The organism is Haliea sp. E1-2-M8, from assembly GCF_030649675.1.
GTDB lineage: Bacteria > Pseudomonadota > Gammaproteobacteria > Pseudomonadales > Halieaceae > Haliea.
The window spans coordinates 88,293-106,497 of the sequence record NZ_JAUTDR010000003.1 but is presented as its reverse complement, the minus strand read 5'-3'; the positions used below and the strand labels follow the sequence as shown (position 1 = coordinate 106,497).

Annotated in this window: 21 protein-coding genes; 4 read left to right on the top strand and 17 right to left on the bottom strand. The window is 63.4% G+C overall.

All coding sequences use genetic code 11. The annotated features are described in order from the left end of the window. Position 1: 1 nt before the first annotated feature. From Q6D67_RS03555 to rpoE, 8 genes are all read right to left on the bottom strand, one after another. Positions 2-361 carry a DUF4845 domain-containing protein gene (locus tag Q6D67_RS03555; protein ID WP_304704196.1) on the bottom strand — a complete coding sequence of 120 codons (360 nt, stop codon included), beginning with the start codon at positions 359-361 and terminating at the stop codon, positions 2-4. A 56-nt stretch (positions 362-417) separates the two neighbouring features. Beyond that, on the bottom strand, positions 418-1,257 hold the full coding sequence (gene lepB / locus Q6D67_RS03550; protein ID WP_304704195.1) for a signal peptidase I: 840 nt from the start codon (positions 1,255-1,257) through the stop codon (positions 418-420). A 6-nt stretch (positions 1,258-1,263) separates the two neighbouring features. After that, positions 1,264-3,063, bottom strand: coding sequence for a translation elongation factor 4 (gene lepA, locus Q6D67_RS03545; RefSeq protein ID WP_304704194.1), 1,800 nt, complete (start codon positions 3,061-3,063; stop codon positions 1,264-1,266). A gap of 114 nt (positions 3,064-3,177) precedes the next feature. Then, the gene (locus Q6D67_RS03540) at positions 3,178-4,587 is read right to left on the bottom strand and encodes a DegQ family serine endoprotease (protein ID WP_304704193.1); all 1,410 of its coding nucleotides are present in this window, start codon (positions 4,585-4,587) and stop codon (positions 3,178-3,180) included. A gap of 39 nt (positions 4,588-4,626) precedes the next feature. After that, positions 4,627-5,112 carry a SoxR reducing system RseC family protein gene (locus Q6D67_RS03535; RefSeq protein WP_304704192.1) on the bottom strand — a complete coding sequence of 162 codons (486 nt, stop codon included), beginning with the start codon at positions 5,110-5,112 and terminating at the stop codon, positions 4,627-4,629. After that, positions 5,112-6,071, bottom strand: a complete 960-nt coding sequence (locus Q6D67_RS03530; RefSeq protein WP_304704191.1) for a MucB/RseB C-terminal domain-containing protein — start codon at positions 6,069-6,071, stop codon at positions 5,112-5,114. Before Q6D67_RS03530 ends, Q6D67_RS03535 begins: the two co-directional genes overlap by 1 nt. Positions 6,072-6,081: 10 nt before the next feature. Further along, positions 6,082-6,678, bottom strand: coding sequence for a sigma-E factor negative regulatory protein (locus tag Q6D67_RS03525; protein WP_304704190.1), 597 nt, complete (start codon positions 6,676-6,678; stop codon positions 6,082-6,084). Between the two features lie 108 nt (positions 6,679-6,786). Further along, positions 6,787-7,371, bottom strand: a complete 585-nt coding sequence (rpoE, locus tag Q6D67_RS03520; protein WP_304704189.1) for an RNA polymerase sigma factor RpoE — start codon at positions 7,369-7,371, stop codon at positions 6,787-6,789. Positions 7,372-7,638: 267 nt separating this feature from the next. Between rpoE and nadB the strand changes: the two genes are divergently transcribed. The 3 genes from nadB to Q6D67_RS03505 all read left to right on the top strand — a co-directional run bounded on the left by nadB (position 7,639) and on the right by Q6D67_RS03505 (position 10,813). After that, a complete protein-coding gene (gene nadB / locus Q6D67_RS03515) occupies positions 7,639-9,210 on the top strand; it encodes an L-aspartate oxidase (RefSeq protein ID WP_304704188.1) in 1,572 nt (523 codons plus the stop codon). Positions 9,211-9,280: 70 nt separating this feature from the next. Further along, positions 9,281-9,733: a nitroreductase family deazaflavin-dependent oxidoreductase gene (locus Q6D67_RS03510; RefSeq protein WP_304704187.1), complete on the top strand. Its 453-nt coding sequence runs from the start codon at positions 9,281-9,283 to the stop codon at positions 9,731-9,733. Positions 9,734-9,820: 87 nt separating this feature from the next. Then, positions 9,821-10,813 carry a ribose-phosphate pyrophosphokinase gene (locus Q6D67_RS03505; protein WP_304704186.1) on the top strand — a complete coding sequence of 331 codons (993 nt, stop codon included), beginning with the start codon at positions 9,821-9,823 and terminating at the stop codon, positions 10,811-10,813. Here Q6D67_RS03505 and Q6D67_RS03500 read toward each other — a convergent pair. The 8 genes from Q6D67_RS03500 to Q6D67_RS03465 form a co-directional block, all read right to left on the bottom strand. Then, positions 10,810-11,817, bottom strand: a complete 1,008-nt coding sequence (locus tag Q6D67_RS03500; protein WP_304704185.1) for a hypothetical protein — start codon at positions 11,815-11,817, stop codon at positions 10,810-10,812. The two genes, Q6D67_RS03505 and Q6D67_RS03500, sit on opposite strands and share 4 nt — an antisense overlap. Next, entirely contained in the window at positions 11,814-12,500 is a 687-nt protein-coding gene (locus tag Q6D67_RS03495; protein WP_304704184.1) for a dienelactone hydrolase family protein, read from the bottom strand. Before Q6D67_RS03495 ends, Q6D67_RS03500 begins: the two co-directional genes overlap by 4 nt. A 9-nt stretch (positions 12,501-12,509) precedes the next feature. Beyond that, positions 12,510-13,157 (bottom strand): phosphoribosyltransferase, encoded by a 648-nt coding sequence (locus Q6D67_RS03490; RefSeq protein ID WP_304704183.1) that lies wholly within the window; start codon positions 13,155-13,157, stop codon positions 12,510-12,512. A gap of 129 nt (positions 13,158-13,286) precedes the next feature. Further along, positions 13,287-14,510, bottom strand: a complete 1,224-nt coding sequence (locus Q6D67_RS03485; RefSeq protein WP_304704182.1) for a cytochrome P450 — start codon at positions 14,508-14,510, stop codon at positions 13,287-13,289. A gap of 123 nt (positions 14,511-14,633) precedes the next feature. Next, on the bottom strand, positions 14,634-15,278 hold the full coding sequence (locus Q6D67_RS03480; protein ID WP_304704181.1) for a DUF2459 domain-containing protein: 645 nt from the start codon (positions 15,276-15,278) through the stop codon (positions 14,634-14,636). Positions 15,279-15,330: 52 nt separating this feature from the next. Beyond that, positions 15,331-15,765 carry a YqaA family protein gene (locus Q6D67_RS03475; protein ID WP_304704324.1) on the bottom strand — a complete coding sequence of 145 codons (435 nt, stop codon included), beginning with the start codon at positions 15,763-15,765 and terminating at the stop codon, positions 15,331-15,333. Between the two features lie 19 nt (positions 15,766-15,784). Further along, positions 15,785-16,135, bottom strand: coding sequence for a hypothetical protein (locus tag Q6D67_RS03470; RefSeq protein WP_304704180.1), 351 nt, complete (start codon positions 16,133-16,135; stop codon positions 15,785-15,787). Between the two features lie 40 nt (positions 16,136-16,175). Beyond that, a complete protein-coding gene (locus Q6D67_RS03465) occupies positions 16,176-16,436 on the bottom strand; it encodes a succinate dehydrogenase assembly factor 2 (protein WP_304704179.1) in 261 nt (86 codons plus the stop codon). A gap of 111 nt (positions 16,437-16,547) precedes the next feature. Here Q6D67_RS03465 and Q6D67_RS03460 point away from each other — a divergent pair, with 111 nt between their 5' ends. Further along, complete coding sequence (locus Q6D67_RS03460; RefSeq protein WP_304704178.1) at positions 16,548-17,516, top strand: folate-binding protein YgfZ; 969 nt, start codon at positions 16,548-16,550, stop codon at positions 17,514-17,516. A gap of 4 nt (positions 17,517-17,520) precedes the next feature. On the opposite strand, the gene ung is transcribed toward Q6D67_RS03460, so the two are convergent. Beyond that, complete coding sequence (ung, locus tag Q6D67_RS03455) at positions 17,521-18,204, bottom strand: uracil-DNA glycosylase (RefSeq protein WP_304704177.1); 684 nt, start codon at positions 18,202-18,204, stop codon at positions 17,521-17,523. Position 18,205: the final 1 nt, after the last annotated feature.

The window sequence follows — 18,205 nt, the reverse complement described above, 5'->3', positions numbered from 1 at the left end:
ATCAGGGAGCTCGGCGGACGCCAGCTTCCCTCTCCAGGTCGTCAAACCGGATCACCACATCGATTCTGCCGAACAACGGAATTCGCGCCTCGTAGCTGGCATCAATGTAGGTTTTGCCGTCCTTGCGGAACACCTCGACCTCACTGGGCTTGAGCCCGTAGATCTGGTTGGTGTTGAAGAGATTGGCAAGCTTGCGCCGAATATCGGAGATGGTATCAGTGTCGGGATCGTGCTCGGCGGCGACCCGGGTCACGACATCGCGTATGGTGAAGTACTCGAAATAGCTGGGGCCCATCTTGAGGCCACACATTACGAAAAAACCCACCATGATCGCAATGGCGAGCATTCCCGGGAGGGACATGCCAGATTGCTGTTGCCGCAATTTCATACTGCTTACCCCGCGCGCTGTCTGTGGAATCAATTGATGGCGCCCGCGCGACTGAAGCTGGGGATACTGAACAGCGAATCCCAGTGCATCCAGATTGCGAACGCCTTGCCTACTATATCCCTTTCCGGTACCTGGCCCCATACCCTGCTGTCACTGCTGTTATCCCGGTTGTCGCCCATCATGAAATAGTGGCCCGGCTCGACGATCAGGGTAAAGTCCCGGCTCGGGCGCATCAGGTCGTCCTGCACCAGATATGGCTCCTCACCCAGGCTCTCCAGCCTCACCTCCATTTGCGCCTGCCCTTGCGGCACCACGGCCAGCGGCTCGGTGGGCACCGGGTCACCGTTCACGAACAGGCGTTTGTCCCGGAAGCTGACCGAGTCTCCGGGCAATCCAATCACGCGCTTGATGTAATAGGTATCGTTCATATGCGGCGGGAAAAACACCATGACGTCGCCGCGCTTGGGCTCGTTGATGTGCAGGACCTTGGTCCGCACCACCGGCAAGCGAATCCCATAGGTAAACTTGTTAACGAGGATATAGTCGCCGACTTCCAGGGTGGGGACCATGGAGGATGACGGAATCTGAAACGGCTCCACCAGGAAGGAGCGCAACACGAAGACTACGAACAGCACCGGGAAAAACGACCGCGAGTACTCCACCAGTGTGGGCTCGGATGCCGTGGTGCGCGCCCTGGCAGCGTACGCCACCGCATCTTTGCTGCCTTCAAGGGACCACTCGGGGTACTCGTCCTGCAGGGCCTGCCGGGCCCGTTGCCTGCGCGGGGCCATGAACAGGGCATCGAACAGCCAGATACTACCGCTGCCAAACACCAGCACCACCAGAATAAGAGGGAAATCTATCGTCATATCGGGCTATCCATCTACCTTCAGCACCGCGAGGAAGGCCGACTGGGGAATCTCCACATTACCGACCTGTTTCATGCGTCTCTTGCCTGCCTTCTGTTTCTCCAGCAGCTTCTTTTTGCGTGTGGCGTCACCGCCATAGCACTTCGCCGTGACGTTCTTGCGCAATGCCTTCACGGTCTGGCGGGCCACGACCTTGCCTCCTACCGCGGCCTGAATCGCGACATCGAACATCTGCCGCGGGATCAGTTCTTTCATTTTCTCGGTGAGCACCCGACCCCGGTGCATGGTGTGGTCGCGGTGCACGATCACCGCCAGCGCATCCACCCGCTCGCCGTTGATCAACACATCGAGGCGTGCCAGGCTGGCGGGCTCGAAGCGGTCAAAGCTGTAGTCCAGGGATGCGTAACCACGACTGACCGACTTCAGCCGGTCGAAGAAATCCAACACTACTTCCGCCAGAGGGATGTCGTAGACCACGGATACCTGGGTGCCCAGAAACAGCATGTCCTTTTGCAGGCCGCGCTTCTCGACACAGAGCGTAATCACATTGCCCAAGTGCTCCTGGGGCACCAGGATATTGCAGCGTGCGATGGGCTCGCGCATCTCCTCGATTTCGCCTGGATCGGGCAGTTTCGAGGGGCTGTCGACGTGGATAATCTCGCCGTTCTTCTTTACCACCTCGTAGATTACCGTGGGTGCCGTGGTAATCAGGTCCAGATCGTATTCCCGCTCCAGCCGCTCCTGGATAATCTCCATGTGCAGCATGCCGAGGAAGCCGCAACGGAAGCCAAAGCCCAGGGCGTCGGAGGTCTCGGGCTCGTAGAACAGGGAGGCGTCGTTGAGCGTCAGCTTGGACAGGGCGTCGCGGAAATCCTCGTAATCGTCTGTGGAGATGGTAAAAATACCCGCATAAACCTGCGGCTTGACCTGCTTGAACCCGGGCAGGGATGGCACCTCCGGGTGCTGGGCGTTGACCAGGGTATCGCCTACCGGCGCACCGTGAATGTCCTTGATGCCGGCCACCACAAAGCCCACTTCGCCTGCCTTGAGCTCACCCGTCTCAACCCGCTTGGGGGTAAATATGCCGACCGCGTCGATCTGGTGTACCCGGCCGGTGGACTTGGTAATCATTTTCTCACGCTTGCGCAGCACTCCCTGCTTGACCCGCACCAGCGACACCACGCCGAGGTAGTTGTCGAACCAGGAGTCGATAATCAGGGCCTGCAGGGGCGCGTTGATGTCGCCCTCCGGCGGCGGAATATTCTCGACCAGATACTCCAGCGCATCCTCGATGCCCATCCCCGACTTGGCGCTGACCAGGCAGGCTTCGGTGGCATCAATGCCAATGATTTCCTCGATTTCCTGCTTGACCTTGTCCGGGTCTGCCTGCGGCAGATCCATCTTGTTGAGGATGGGCAGGACTTCCAGGCCCTGTTCGATTGCCGTATAGCAGTTGGCGACCGACTGGGCTTCAACACCCTGGCCGGCATCTACCACCAGGAGGGCGCCTTCGCAGGCGGACAGGGACCGGGACACTTCATAGGAAAAGTCGACGTGGCCGGGGGTATCGATAAAGTTGAGCTGGTACACCTTGCCGTCACGGGCAGTGTAGTTGAGGGTGACGCTCTGGGCCTTGATGGTGATGCCACGCTCGCGCTCGATATCCATGGAATCGAGCACCTGCTCGGCCATCTCCCGCTGGCTCAGGCCACCGCAGTGCTGGATAAAGCGGTCCGCGAGGGTCGATTTGCCGTGGTCGATGTGCGCGATAATCGAAAAATTGCGGATGTGGCTTAGATCACTCACTCAACTGGGCTCGGTTGGGGTCACGGGGTGCTGGCGAAAAGACGCGCGATTGTACCCCAATGACCCCGCCGCCGCCATGCCGCTGCGGCAGGGTCAGTCAGTTTGCGAGCGGAGTCAATCCCGCAGTTTGAGGCCGATAAACAGCGGCGCGCCGCGACGAATCAGGCGCAGCGGGATCGAATCGCCGGCAGACAGGCGCGACACCGCGCGTTCGAACGCCGCCACATCCTTGACCGGGCTGGAGCCCAGCATGGTGATGACGTCACCCGGCAGTACGCCGGCCTCGGCGGCCACGGAACCCGGAGCCACCTGCCGCACCAGCACACCGCCGGCGACGCCGAAGCGTTCCAGTGCTTCGGCACCGGCGTCCTCTACCAGTATTCCGAGGCGGCCGCCGCGATCCTGAGCGGTATTTTCGTTGTTCAGGGCATAGCTGTCATCGGCATCGAGGCCGCCGACCTTGACCCGCAGGGTCTTGCGCTTGCGGTCACGCATGATTTCAACCGGCACCGTGGTATCCGGCGCGGTCAAGCCGACCACGTGAGGCAGTTCCGCCGAGGTGGGGATATCCTTGCCGGCGAACCGCAGGATTACGTCCCCTGGCTGCAGGCCCCCTTTGGCAGCTGGGCCGCCCTCGGCCAGTTGCGCTACCAATGCCCCCTGGGGCCGGTCGAGGCCGAAGGATTCCGCCAGGGTCTTGTCGACATCCTGGATCGTCACCCCCAGCCAGCCGCGGGTGACGCGACCGCTATCCTTGAGCTGGGCCACAACGTTGCGTACCACGCTGGCGGGAATCGCAAAAGAGAGGCCAATAGAGCCACCGCTACGGGTAAAGATCTGGGAGTTGACTCCCACCACTTCGCCCTTGAGATTGAACAGCGGGCCGCCTGAATTGCCCGGATTGATGGCGACGTCGGTCTGCACGAAGGGCACATAGTTCTCCCCTTCCTCCGTAGGCAGGCTGCGCCCCATCGCACTGACGATGCCGGCGGTCACCGAATAGTCGAGTCCAAACGGGGAGCCAATGGCCAGCACCCACTCCCCGACCTCCAGCTTGTCACTGCTTTCAATACGCAGGGACGGGAGGCCGCTGGCGTCGACCCGGAGCAGGGCCAGGTCCGAGCGCGGGTCGGTACCCACCACTTCCGCTTCGAACTCGCGGCGGTCGATCATCCTTACCAGTACATTGTCGGCGCCTTCGACGACGTGATTGTTGGTTACGATATAGCCGTCGTCAGAGATGATAAAACCGGAGCCCATGGACATGCGCTGCCGTTGCTGCGGCATCGGCGGCTGTTCGCCGCGAAACTCGAAAAAGCGACGCAGGTACTCGGGAATCTCCTCCATCTCGTGGGGATTGCGGGCGCTGCGACCAGGCGGGTACTGGACGATGATCTTGACCACCGCGGGTGAGCCCGATTTAACAATATCGCGGAATTCCGGCGGCGACTGTGCCGCCAATCCGGGAGCCACCAGAGTCAGGCAAAGGATGAAAAGTGTCGGCAAAGTTCTGCGGGAAATCATGTAATCAATCCATGTCAAAAGTGAAAAATGAAAATGTGGTCAGAGCGGTTGCAGGGTCTGCAATTCCCTCGCCTGCCCACGGGCCACAGCCGCCAGCACCGGCTGCAAACGGGCGTCATCCCGGTGGTGCCAGGCGTGCCAGCGCACCAGCGCGACGCCGCCGGCAAAGCCCGCGACTGCGCCCGCCACCGCGGCCAGATCCGCTGACCAGGGCAGCCAGTGACCGCCGGCAGAAGCCCCGGCGAGCATCGTCACCAGTGGCAGCATATAGACGATCAGGGAACCGCGCAGTATCACCTCGTCGGGCAGGCTGATACTGACTTCGTCATTAACCCGACAGTCCGCCAGGGGAAATGTCCCCGGCAGGACCCGGACCAGGCCGCGCTGGCCGTCGCGGATCCGGTTGAGCAGACCATGGCCGCAACCTTTCTGCGCCGAACAGGTGCCACAGGTACTCTTGCGGATGGTTTCAACCCACAGGCTGTCAGCGTCTATGGCAACGATGCGCCCCGTTTCCGTCGGCATCAGCGCACCAACCTGATCGAATCAGCCACCATGCGGGCGGTGTTCAAGGGCACCTCGCCGACCACCGTGACCAGCATTGGCTGCCCCGCAAGGCTCATGCCACGGGTATACGAGGTGGTGCTGCCCTCACGGACCACGCCCTCGCCGGGACGCAACTCCCGGGACAACTGTTCGAGGAATACGGAGAACACGGCCAGGCCGTCGGTGTAGGTGCGACGGGGACTGACTGCCTCAGCGGAGTCGGTCGGGGTAAAGCCGCGGGGCAGCCAGCTCACCGACCAGGAGGCTGTGAGGGCAGGCCCCTCGTCAGCCACGTCCGGGTGCGGATGGCGAGCGGGATGAACAGTCTCCACAACCCGCTGCGGTGACTCCGGCTCGCCGTAGTGAAGGTCTGCAAACTGGAAGCGCTCAAGCAATTGATCGCCGCGACCGAGAGTGCTGATACCCAACAACAAACCGGTTTCACGGTCCAGTTCCAGCACATAGCCATACCGGTACATATCGCGGGGCTGGATCCCCACCCTCACTGCCTGGCGGCCGGCGATGCGATCGCCCTCACCCACCTGGAACCGGTAGTATTCTGCCATACCACAGCCCGAGGCAGGCAATTGGTCGCCCAGCTGTAACAACTGCTGGCCGGGATGCGTGCAATCGAGAGGATGTGCAGCGCGCACGACCTGGGCTCCCTGTCCGGTCAGCCGGGTGAGAAGCTCTGAGCTCTCGCCTACTTCCACCGAACGCGCGATCTGCATGACCTGGAGGTCACCACCGCGCTGGAACGTGACCACTCCCTGATAGGCCACCTCGCGGTAGCTCCGGGACATTTTGGCGAGCCAGCCCAGCGCCTCTGCATCGGTTTCCGAGCAGGTCGCGGCAGGCGCCGGAGTGGCGATGAAGATGCAGGCAAGCAGGGCGGTATTGACAGCCAGGGCGTGGAACAGCGATCGCGTAGTGATCACCACTGTGGGTTCACTCCTCGATATGGGGTACGCGCGCGAATGGGATCAAGCCCTGAGGGGAATTGAGTGCTGCGTGCTCTGCATGCTCCTGCATATAAAGGTACATGCGCTGCCGCGCGAGTTCGCGGTAGGCGGTACGAGCCGCAGGTTCCAGTTCGGGCATGGCCTGGTTGCCGTAGCTGGCGCGCAGGGGCACGGCACCGAGACTGTTGACGAAGCCGACCGCTGAGACGCCCGTGGCCGCGACCGGGGCCGCGATTCCGGCGTCGGGGTCACCCGCCTGGTACAATTGCTGCCCACCGAGAACGACCACGGCCGTTACCGATGCCGCCACCGCAAGACTCGCTACCGGGCGGGTCAGGCGCTGCCAGACGCCGGCTGAAAGCTTGGCATCAGCGGCAATTGCGGCACTGACCTGCTGGGAGATATCGAGATTGACGCGGCCTACGGGCTGCCCGGAAATAACTGACCGGGCCAGGTTGTAGCGAACCCAGGTCTGGCGCAGCGCCTCGTCTTCACCAAGCTGGCCCAGCAGCCGCTGCACTTCAAGTTCATTGGCCTCATCATCCATGAGGGCAGAGAGTGATTCTCGCAGTTGCTCCGTCATAATGCCGGCCCTCCGCTTTGCTTCACGTATATCGAATGATTGCTGCTGCGAACTATTGCCATGGCCGGTTCCACTCTGCTGATATTGTTGCCGCTGAAGTCGCTGACACTACACACCGTCGATCTGCTCCCGCACTTTCTTGTCGATGGCCTCGCGGGCGCGAAAGATCCGCGACCGGACGGTACCGACAGGACAATCCATGATCTCGGCAATGTCCTCATAAGTGAGACCATCAAACTCGCGCAAAGTTACCGCTGTACGCAAATCATCAGGCAAATCCTTGATCGCCCGCTCTACCACCTGCTTGAGCTCGGCACCAAACAGGGCTGTCTCCGGAGTTTCGATCTCCCGCAGCGCGCCCCCGCCTTCGAAATATTCGGCATCGCCGATCTCCACATCCGAGCCAGGCGGACGCCGGGATCTCGCGACGAGGTGATTCTTGGCGGTGTTGATCGCAATCCGATAAAGCCAGGTATAGAAGGCGCTATCACCTCGAAATCGCGGCAGCGCGCGATAGGCCTTGATAAAGGCCTCCTGGGCGACATCCTGAACCTCGTCGGAATCGTGTACATAGCGGCTGATCAAACCCAGTATCTTGTGCTGGTACTTCAGCACCAGCATGTCGAAAGCACGGGAATCGCCTTTCTGCACCCTGGCGACGAGCTGCTGGTCCGTTGGTGGTGCCGCTGTCATGTCCTGACTCCTTCCCTGATTCATGACAGTTTGGTCCACAGCCCATCCTGGCCGCTAGCTCCGCCGCCGGCCACAGATGCTTCTACACCCATACCGTGCTGCCTGTATGAGGTTCTGACACCACAAAAGTTCCGCAATCCTGCATTTCCTTAATCCGGGGCACCTCGTTTATACTCGCTGTGCCGGTGACCTGCCGTATTTTACGCTACGTAAGTTATTGAGACACATAATATATTTCAGCACCCAGAGGCAGCAAGCACCATTCTCATGTCCAGCAACTCATTCCAGCACGACGTTCTCATCGTTGGCAGCGGTGCCGCAGGCCTCAGTGCCGCCCTGCGCCTGCCCTCCCATCTGCGTATCGCCCTGCTTTCCAAGGGCGATCTCAACCAGGGCTCCACCTACTGGGCCCAGGGCGGAATGGCAGCCGTGCTGGACTCAGAGGACACCGTGGAGTCACACGTCGCCGACACGCTGGTGGCGGGAGCCGGCCTCTGCGACGAGGAGGCGGTGCGCTTTACCGTCAGCAACAGCCGCAGCTGTGTCGAGTGGCTGGTGGACCAGGGGGTGGACTTCGACCACCTGCCGGATGCCGCCAAGGAATTCCACCTCGCCATGGAAGGTGGCCACAGCCACCGCCGCATCATCCACGCTGCGGACCGGACCGGCCGGGCAATTTCCGAGGTGCTCACTGAGCGGGTACTGGCGGCGGACAACATCGAGGTGTTCCCGCACCGGGTCGCGGTGGATCTGGTCCAGCACGAGGGGCGCTGCGAAGGTGCCTATATCTTCGATCGGCGCAGCGACCGGGTGGAACTGTTCCAGGCCAGGGCGGTGGTGCTCGCCACCGGCGGCGCCAGCAAGGCCTATCTTTATACCAGCAACCCCGACGGCGCCAGCGGCGACGGCATCGCCATCGCCTGGCGCGCGGGTTGCCGGGTCGCCAACCTGGAATTCAACCAGTTTCACCCCACCTGCCTGTACCACCCGAAGGCGAAGTCCTTCCTCATCACCGAGGCCATCCGCGGCGAGGGCGGCAAACTGCTGTTGCCCGATGGCAGCCGCTTCATGGACCGGTTTGACTCACGGGGCGAACTGGCGCCGCGGGATATCGTCGCCCGCGCCATCGACCACGAGATGAAGCGCCTGGGTATCGACTGTGTCTACCTGGACATCTCCCACAAGTCGCGAGACTTCCTGGAGGAGCACTTTCCCACCATCAGCGCCCGCTGCCTCGAGCTGGGTATAGACATCGGGCGCGAGCCCATCCCCGTGGTTCCCGCAGCCCACTACACCTGCGGCGGCGTGGTGGTGGATACTGCCGGGCGCAGTGATGTGGAGGGTCTCTATGTCATCGGCGAGGCCTCCAGCACCGGCCTGCACGGGGCCAACCGCATGGCCAGCAACTCTCTGCTGGAGTGCATTGTCTACGCTGAATCCGCCGCCGCCGATATCGCCGCCACCATCGACCGCGCGCCGCAGCCTCATCCCGCTGCAGCCTGGGACGAAAGTCAGGTTACCGACTCCGACGAGGACGTGGTGATCTCGCACAACTGGGACGAGCTGCGCCGCTTCATGTGGGACTACGTCGGGATCGTGCGTACCAACAAGCGCCTGGCCCGGGCAGAGCACCGGATTGCCCTGCTGCAGGCTGAAATAAACGAGTACTACAGTAACTACAAGGTCAGCAACGACCTGCTGGAATTGCGCAACCTGGCCATGGTAGCGGAGCTGATGATCCGCTGCGCCCAGGCCCGCAAGGAGAGCCGTGGCTTGCACTTCACGCTCGACTATCCCGACTTGCTGCCGGAGGCGGCGGATACGGTGCTGGTACCCTAGCACGCCGCTCCTTGTATCCAGCGCGCACCGCGCTATGCTGTTGTGACACCCCTGAACCGGAGCGATAGCCATGAGTGAACAAATCCCAGACTCCCTGCCTGACTGGATCAAAGAGCACATTGAACTCTATCGCCGCGACCCCGAGGCCGGCCATTACTGGGATGCCTCACTGGGCGGTGGCGAAGGCATGCTGACCACCCTGCTGCTCACCACTACCGGGCGCAAATCCGGCAAGGAGCTGACCCTGCCCCTGATCTACCGCCCCACCGGCGACGGTGGCTACTGCGTGATCGCCTCCAAGGGTGGCTCTCCGGCCCATCCCGCCTGGTATTTTAACCTGGAGGCCAATCCAGAGGTGGAGGTCCAGGTCGCCAGCGACAGCTTCAAGGCACGGGCGCGCGACGCGGAGGGTGAGGAGCGCGAGCGGCTGTGGCAGCTGATGGTGGACTACTATGCGCCCTATACCGACTATCAGGCGAAGACCGATCGGCAGATTCCGGTGGTGGTACTGGAGCGAATCTGACCCAGGCACCAATCCCGGGCGGGACAGCCGCCAGCGAGCCTGGTCTGACCCAGCCGGTATCACGGCACCACGGCGGGGGGTTCTCTGATGTCGAAACCGGATCCCGTTCTGTTCAGCCTGCGTAGCGGCGCAGACTTCGCCGGCCGGGTTGCGGACCTACTCGGAATCCCCCTGGGGACGCACGAGGAACGCGATTTCGAAGACGGAGAACACAAGATCCGCCCCCTGGAAAGCGTTCGCCAGCGGGATGTCTATGTGGTGCAGTCCCTCTATGGCGACAAACAGCTCAGCCTCAACGACCGGCTGGTGCGACTGCTGTTCATGCTCGGCTGTTTCCGGGAAAACGGGGCTGCAAGTGTCACTGCGGTGATTCCCTACCTCTGCTATGCGCGCAAGGAGCGGAAAACCAAGCCCCGTGACCCGGTCACCTCCCGCTACCTGGCCCAGCTGCTGGAGGCGATGGGCGTGGATCAGGTGGTGACCATGGACGTGCATAGCCGCGCTGCTTTTGACAATGCCTTTCGCTGCCGCACCGTCCACCTGTCAGCGCACGATGCTTTCATCAAGTACTGCCTTGCCGGGCTGGGTGAAGAGCAGATTACCGTGGCCTCCCCGGATATCGGCGGCGTCAAGCGGGCTGAGCTGTTTCGCCAGGCCCTGGAGCGGCGCCTGGGCAGGCCCGTGGCCAGCGCTTTCATGGAAAAACACCGCAGCAGCGGCAAACTCAGCGGTGCCACAGTAGTGGGCGCAGTGTCCGGGCGCCGGGTACTGATCGTGGACGACCTTGTCGCCAGCGGGAGCACCCTGCAGCGGGCCGCCGAGGCGTTTCGTGCACAGGGGGCGAGTCAGGTCGACGCCATCGCCAGCCACGGTGTATTTGGTCCCGGCGCCGAGAGCGCTCTGGCGACCCCACCCCTGAACCACTTGCTGGTAAGCGACAGCCTGCCAGCCGCACTGCAACCGCAATCACTGCGGCAAAACAAAATAGTCACGGTGACGGTAGCTCCGCTGATAGGCGAAGCCATACGCCGCCTGCACCAGGGGGGCTCGCTGGCGGCTTTGGACCTGGCCGAGGACTAGCCGCGGGTGTACTCCACGGCCAGGCCGAGATACTCCCGCGCCCGCCGCAACCAGTGTTCAGCCTGTACCTCCGGCACATCGCCCAGATGCCCGGCGCAGAGCCTGGCGCGAATACAGGCCCGGTAGCGCCGGTAGAGGTCCAGCAAGGGCGCCTGCGGCCAGTCGCCCGTAATCTCGCCATAGACTCTGAACACTGTCTCCCCCACCTCGGGCGCGCCCAGTTTGTCGCACTCCATGGCCAGGAATACCAGTTCGTCCGCCCGATCCTGCAGGCGCAGGTCGCGACTGAATTCCAGGCAGTCGATGATCACCGGTGGATGACTCAGGCACAGGTGCTCGGGGCGCAGGTCGCCGTGGGCTTCCAGGATCATCCCCTGCCGGGCACGGGCGGCAAAGAGTTCACCGTGGGTCTCCAGCAGGGTGAGCTGACCCTGGCGCAGGGAACGCAGTGCATCCGCCGGCAGGGGAAAGGACTCCAGCTCCGCGAACAGCTGTGTCACATTGTCGACAAGCCGCTGCCGGTACTGCTCGCCAGTCATTGCAACCGGCTCTTCGGCCTGATAAAAGCGCGCCAGTAGCGCCGCCGCCTGCGCCAGGGCCTCACCATCCAGCCGGCCTGCCCGGATCTGGTTGTCCAGCATGGCCTGCTCGGGGAGGCGCCGCATCACCACCAGCCAGTCCACCGGCACACCGCCGCGGCCCAGGTGCAGCCGGCCACCCGGCAACAGGCACAGGGGTTCGATGCCGATATAGGTGTCCCCACCCAGGCGCCGGTTGAGCCGCAGTTCTTCCAGGCAATTACGGTAGCGGGCGTCGATGCCGGTGAAATCAATCAGCGCACGGCGCACGGGCTTTTTCAGCTTGTAAGCCCGTTCCCGGGTCATGAATATCAGGGACAGATGCGTCTCCACCACGGCGACCTCTCCACGGTAACCGGGGTAGCTACTGGCAGCGGCAAGGAAGGCGATCTTGTCCTCGAGCCGGGGCTGGGCCGGGGCCGTCATCGCCAGGGGGGCTGCCCGGGGGTTGCCAGATGACGCAGAAACCAGTCCGCAGCCAGCTGCTGGACCCGATCCAGGGTCCCCGCTTCGGCGAACAGGTGCGTGGCACCGGGAACAATTTCCACTGCGTGTTCGCAGCGCAGGCCGGCAGCGGCCGCCCGGTTGAGTTCTATCACCTCCCTGTCCAGGCCACCCACAATCAGCAGCGTGGGCGCTTGCACCATGGGCAGCAACCCGGCGGCCAGATCGGGCCGCCCGCCCCGGGACACCACCGCCTGCACCTGGCCGGGGTTTTCCGCCGCCGCCACCAGCGCGGCCGCCGCTCCCGTGCTGGCACCGAATAACCCCAGCCGCAAGCTCATTGTCTGCGGCTGCCGCGCAAGCCACTGGACCGCCTCGCTCATGCGCCTGCCGATCAGGGGGATGTCAAAACGGAATTCCCGGGTGACCTCGTCTACCTGGTTTTCCTCCCGGCTCAGCAGGTCGAACAACAGTGTGCCCAGACCGGCCTCGTTCAGATAGCGGGCCACGGCCTGGTTGCGGGAGCTGAACCGGCTGCTGCCGCTGCCATGGGCGAAGGCGACCACCCCCACCGACCCGGCCGGCAGCACCAGCGCCCCCTCCAGAACAGCATCGGACAAGGCCAGACTGACGGTCTCGGAGCTGCCACCATTCTCACTTGTCATGCCAGTACCTCATTGTGTCCAGCAGCGCTGCAGGATGCGGCGCACCTCCGCGTCCGCGACCTGGGTGAAATCGCCGTACCACAGGCCGATCGCGCGGAACGGTTCCGGGGTTTCCAGGCACACGACGGCATCCGCCTGCCCACGCAGTACCCGGATGGTGTCCGGCGGCGCCACCGGTACCGCGACCACGACCTCCCGCGGCTGGAACTCGCGGACTGCGGACACCGCCGCACGCATGCTGGCGCCGGTGGCCAGGCCGTCATCCACAAGAATCACCGTAGCACCGTGCAGTTCTGGCCACGGGCGCTCGCCGCGGAACACCCGCTCGCGCCTGGCGAGCTCCAGTCTTTCCCGCGCGGTTACCGCCTGCAACGCAGCCTCGCTGATCGCCGCCTGTGCAATCAGCTCCTGATTGAGGATGCGAATACCGCCGCTGGCAATGGCGCCCATGGCAAGTTCATCCTGGCCGGGCAAGCCCAGCTTGCGGACTATCATGACATCCAGGCTGCCGCCGATGTGAGCCACAACCTCTGCCGCCACCGGCACCCCGCCACGAGGCAGGGCGAGGACGATGAGAGGGTCTCGCCCGCGATAGGATTCCAGCGCTGCAGCCAGCCTGCGGCCGGCGCTGGCGCGGTCAGGAAACGGCAGGTTCATGGCCCGGATTCTCCCCGTCAGTCGGTACAAACAAACTCGTTTGATGATAGCTCATCCGGGCACTTCTGCGGGACAGCAAGCGAATCGCCCTCCCGCTCCGATGGCGACAGCGTCAACACAAGATTCCTGTCATGTCATCTTCAGATACAAATACCGCAACCGACGCACAAACAGGCTCGGCACATGTTCGGGCGAACGGGCGGCATCCAGCGCGATACGGCGGCTGCGCGCCAGCAGCTCCTCCAGCGCCACGCGCGCTTCGAGGCGAGCCAGCGGCGCGCCGATACAGAAGTGTATGCCGTAGCCGAACCCGAGATGGCGCGCACCCGCGGGCCGTTCCAAAAGCAGTATTTCCGGATCGGGCCACTGCTCCGGGTCCCGGTTGGCAGCGGCCCAGCTCACCACTAACAAATCATCGGGCTTCAGCACAGTTCCACAGAGCCGGGTTTCACGGCGCACCACGCGGTAGTGAAACTTGAAAGGGGTCTCCAACCGAACTACCTCTTCCAGAAATCCGGGGATCAGACCGGGATCGACTCGCAGGCGCTGCTGCAACTCCGCATCTTCGGCGAACAGGCGCACGGCCGAACCCAGGAGACTGGCCGTGGACTCCCCGGCGGCGCCGAACAGAATCACCAGCATGCCCACCGCCTGTTGCTTGGTGATCAGCCCACTCTCGACCGCGCCGGCCAGCACGGCCGTCAGCGAATCATCGTGTGACCCCGCTACCGCATCAAGATGTGCCTCAAGGTAGGCGTGCTGATGCCCGGTCTCGGTCAGCACCGTCGCCAGGCGGTCGGCATCCAGCGTACCTGCAAGAAAGTCTCCGCCCATCATCGCCCAGCGCTGAACCGCCTCCAGCGCATGGTCGCCCAGGCCCAGCAACCTGCTCACAACCCAGGCGGGCAAGGGCTCGGCCAGGGCGGCACAGAAGTCCCCACCGCCCGCCGCCACCAGCGAATCTACGCGCTCCGCGGCGAGTGCACGCATGGCCGGCTCCAGGGCGGCGATAGCAGCGGCCTTCAGGGGCTGCACCAGCATGCGCCGGTGCACCGCGTGTTCGGGTTCATCCGCGGTGGCGAGTACATTGCTGGCATGACCGGCGCCGGCCAGATCGAATACCCGCGGCTTGCCGTCATCGCCACGCACCAGCATCCGCTCCAGGTTGGCAGAAAAGTCCTCGTGTCGCATGACCACTTCTGTCACCGCGGCGTGGGTTCCCACGAAGAAGGCACGGGTGCTGCCAAGTTGGCACACCGGCCCCAGGGAACGCATGGTCGTGTATAGAGGGTAGGGATTTTCCAGCGCTTCCGCGCTGAACAGGGCTCTGGCATTAGTCAGTACGGAAGCCATTAGTTTCGCCTCCCCGCGAATACTATCGCTTAAAGGAGACGCGCGTGCATGCGTCGCCTTGTCTCTTTCTGTTGGATGCGATGTCCTTTTGTCATCAGTCATGAGTCTACACAGCCAGTGCATTCATGGACATCTGGCGCCCTCAGTGAAATCAGCGTCAGCTGCGGCGTCCCTCGACGAGGCATTGAGCTCCCAGCCCCCCAACGCCGGGTTGCCACGCACCTGCACCCCAAGGTCACGCAGCCAGCTCGCGGTGACCTGGTTGGAATTGTGCAGCAAAGTGTAGGCCCGCGGGTGTCTGACGAAGTGCAGGTTGCGAGTGGCATTGAATTGAGGTGGCACTTCTCCGGCGCGATACTGGGCATCCAGCTCCGCAAGTAACCGGTCGACCAGCTCCGCCTCCAGCCGCAAACAGTGGGCGCGATCAATGCCGACGCCGATCACATGCTCAAGCAGTTCTCCATCTTGCCCCGGCGGTAACGACAAGCGCCCCAACGCCGCCCGGCTCGGCCACAGCAGGGCTCGGGCACCACTGTACAAACCTTCCCGTCCCTCGACATACCAGGCCCAGTCGCCGTAGGCGTAGCGCATCCGACTGCTATCGGCGGCGGTCAGCAGCAGCGAGCTGTGGCGGGCATGCTGGAGAAAATAGACGGCGCGTGGCTGTTCCACTGAAGTCGGCGGCAGGATCGTCGCGCCGCAGCCGCTCAGCAGCCCGGCCAGCAGGGGCAGCAGCAAGAGCAACTTCGTCGAGGTAAAGGTGTTCATACACTGCCATCCTCGGGAACAGATGTTTTTATCTGCGGCAGGCTGCGTGGGCTTACCACCACCCCAGGCCGAGGACTGCGGCCGCAAGTGCCAGGTAACGCCCCGCCTTGGCCAGGATTACAAGCAGCAGAAAGCTCCAGAACGGCTCCTTCATCACGCCCGCGACCAGGGTCAGCGGATCGCCGATAATTGGCGCCCAGGACAACAGCAGGGACCAGCGACCGTAACGATGATATCTCACCTGCGCCCGGTCAAGTGTAGACCCGCTGACAGGAAACCAGCGCCTCTCCCGCCAGTGTTCGATATAGCGACCCAGCCACCAGTTGACGATGGCGCCCAGCACATTGCCCGCAGTAGCCACGGCCAGGAGGAGGGAGACCGGATGCTCACCCTGAAGCAGCAAGCCAACGAGAACGGCCTCGGACTGCAGGGGAAGCAGCGTTGCCGCGCCAAAGGCTGTGACAAACAGCGCTGTCAGTGCCGCCAGGCTCAAGAGTCGGCCCTTTTCATCGGCCCTTCTGGCCAAATACCAGCCACCAGCGCCGCAGATCGCGAAAGCTGTCGTCGCCGAGGTCGCGGGCCCACAACCACAGGAAGCGTCGGCCGCGGCCAGCGGCCGGGCGCCAGTGCAGGACCACCACCCACGGCAACAATACTGTACCCGGCAGCAGATCTATCGCCATGGGGCTGGCGTCGGCCGCCTGCCGCAACGCGCAAGCCTGAGGTTCCAGCAGCAAGGATTGGAGGGCCGGCCGGGGTGGCAATCCGAACCATGCGAGCGGGCACCAGAGCACCAGCCCAGCCAATGCCCACAGGCTGTGACCTCGCCAGGCAATCTCGGCAAGCGCGATCAGCAACAGCAGACACGCCGCGCACCAGGCCGGGCGCGGCCGGTGGTCAGTCCAGGTCAGGACGAGTGAAGGTGAGTATGATGCGGACAATGGCGGCCAGCTCCGGGTCCTCGGGGACCTCCCGGCGCAGAAACCAGCCGAACAGTTCCTGATCTTCGGAGAGCATCAGCTGCCGATAGCGGTCCCGGTCCGCCGCGTCCAGCTGCGGGAAGCGCTGATTGACGAAAGGCTCCAGAACCAGGTCCAGCTCCAGCATGCCGCGCCGACTGGCCCAGCGCATGCGATTGTGTTCTTCAGTGCCCAGCATGGCAGCTCCGCCCCCGTACGGGAACATCAAAAGCGGCTATTATAGCGGCTCGGACGGCCATAAAGCGAAATAGCCGCACAGCGCAGAATCAACGGAGGAGTATTCGTCACCGTGTCAGCAAGCAGCGCCCAGAGCCTCAGCCAAACCACTCCCACCCTCTCTCGTTTGCAGGGAGACGCCCTGCTCGAGGTCACTGGCCGCGACGCCATGACCTTTCTGCACAACCAGGCCAGCTGCGATCTGAAACAGTTGCATCCCGGCACTGCCAGCTACGGCACCTTCTGTAATCCCCAGGGCCGGGTACTGGCGGACTTCATCGCCCTGGCGTTGGGTCCCGAACGCATCCTGCTGCGCCTGCGGCGAGACATCATGGACAGCACCCTTGCCGCGCTCGGGCGGTTTGCGATGTTCTCCAAGGTAACCCTGCGAGCCGCAGCTGACGAGTGGGAGCTGCTCGGCTGCCGGGGCGGGGGCACTGCCGAGACGCTGCGGCCGCTGTTCCCGGCGTTGCCCGAGACAGACCTGGCCTGGAGCGGGGAAGCCGGCGCCCTGGTACTGCAACTCGACGGCAAGAGTGAATGCTTCGAGGTTTGGCTAAGCCGCAGCGAGCAGCCCGCGCTGCAGGAACAGCTTGAAGAAGCTCTCCCGGCGGCCAGCGAGGCGGACTGGGAGGCCGCGAACCTGCGCCGCGGTATCGCCCGCATCACCGCGGCGACCACCGGCGAGTTGCTCCCGCAACAGCTCAATTACGACCTCAGCGGCCATATCAACTTTCGCAAGGGCTGTTATCCCGGCCAGGAAGTCATCGCGCGGATGCACTACAAGGGAAAAGCGAAGCGCCGCATGCTGTTGGTGCAGTTGCCCGCGGGTACCGCAGCCAGTGCCGGGGAACCACTGTATCTGCAAGGAAAGGAACGCCCCGCGGCCCAGATCGTGAATGCCGCAATCGCAGACGACGGCACGGCGCTGGCATTGATCACCACCACACGGCTTGCCGCGGAGGAAGGCCTGCGCCTGGCGCCCGCCGGCGAGCAGACCGTGGAGGTGTTGGAACTCCCCTACCCCGTACCGTTCGGCTAAAGGTTCAGGCTGGCGGCAGGGCCCAGTCAACAGGCGCCTGCCCCTGCGCCTGCAAATACGCATTCGCCGCACTGAAATGCCCGCAGCCAATAAACCCGCGGTGGGCACTCAGGGGTGAGGGATGCGGCGCCTGCAACACACAGTGACGCCGGCTGTCGATTACCGCACCCTTGCGCTGGGCATAGCTGCCCCACAGCATGAACACCACATTCTCACGTTCGCGGTTGACCAGCTCCACCACCCGATCGGTAAAGGTTTCCCAGCCCTTGCCCCGATGGGAAGCGGCGCGGTTGGCCGCCACCGTCAGCACGCTGTTCAGCAGCAGCACACCCCGGTCGGCCCAGGCGGTCAGGTTGCCGTGGCCGGGGGGCGTAATACCGAGGTCGCGCTGGATCTCCTTGTAGATATTCTGCAGAGAGGGCGGAATGGCGACACCCGGGCGCACCGAGAAACAGAGGCCGTGAGCCTGGCCTGGGCCGTGATAGGGATCCTGGCCGAGGATAACCACCTTCACCTTGTGCAGAGGCGTATGCGCAAAGGCGTTGAATATCTCGGGGCCGGGGGGAAACACGCTGACCCCGCTGTGCTTTTCCTGCTGCAGGAAGTCCCTGAGCGCGTGCATGTAGGGCTGCTGAAATTCGTCGGCCAGCGGCGCCAGCCAGCTCGCTTCCAGCTGTATCGTGGACATC

Coding starts and splice junctions, on each gene's coding strand:
- Q6D67_RS03505 (WP_304704186.1), top strand. CDS start 9,821: ATGTCGAAACCGGATCCCGTTCTGTTCAGCCTGCGTAGCGGCGCAGAC.
- Q6D67_RS03555 (WP_304704196.1), bottom strand. CDS start 361: ATGTCCCTCCCGGGAATGCTCGCCATTGCGATCATGGTGGGTTTTTTC.
- rpoE (WP_304704189.1), bottom strand. CDS start 7,371: ATGACAGCGGCACCACCAACGGACCAGCAGCTCGTCGCCAGGGTGCAG.
- Q6D67_RS03500 (WP_304704185.1), bottom strand. CDS start 11,817: ATGACGGCCCCGGCCCAGCCCCGGCTCGAGGACAAGATCGCCTTCCTT.
- Q6D67_RS03510 (WP_304704187.1), top strand. CDS start 9,281: ATGAGTGAACAAATCCCAGACTCCCTGCCTGACTGGATCAAAGAGCAC.
- lepB (WP_304704195.1), bottom strand. CDS start 1,257: ATGACGATAGATTTCCCTCTTATTCTGGTGGTGCTGGTGTTTGGCAGC.
- Q6D67_RS03485 (WP_304704182.1), bottom strand. CDS start 14,510: ATGGCTTCCGTACTGACTAATGCCAGAGCCCTGTTCAGCGCGGAAGCG.
- Q6D67_RS03535 (WP_304704192.1), bottom strand. CDS start 5,112: ATGCCGACGGAAACGGGGCGCATCGTTGCCATAGACGCTGACAGCCTG.
- Q6D67_RS03490 (WP_304704183.1), bottom strand. CDS start 13,157: ATGAACCTGCCGTTTCCTGACCGCGCCAGCGCCGGCCGCAGGCTGGCT.
- Q6D67_RS03495 (WP_304704184.1), bottom strand. CDS start 12,500: ATGACAAGTGAGAATGGTGGCAGCTCCGAGACCGTCAGTCTGGCCTTG.
- ung (WP_304704177.1), bottom strand. CDS start 18,204: ATGTCCACGATACAGCTGGAAGCGAGCTGGCTGGCGCCGCTGGCCGAC.
- Q6D67_RS03525 (WP_304704190.1), bottom strand. CDS start 6,678: ATGACGGAGCAACTGCGAGAATCACTCTCTGCCCTCATGGATGATGAG.
- nadB (WP_304704188.1), top strand. CDS start 7,639: ATGTCCAGCAACTCATTCCAGCACGACGTTCTCATCGTTGGCAGCGGT.
- Q6D67_RS03465 (WP_304704179.1), bottom strand. CDS start 16,436: ATGCTGGGCACTGAAGAACACAATCGCATGCGCTGGGCCAGTCGGCGC.
- Q6D67_RS03480 (WP_304704181.1), bottom strand. CDS start 15,278: ATGAACACCTTTACCTCGACGAAGTTGCTCTTGCTGCTGCCCCTGCTG.
- Q6D67_RS03540 (WP_304704193.1), bottom strand. CDS start 4,587: ATGATTTCCCGCAGAACTTTGCCGACACTTTTCATCCTTTGCCTGACT.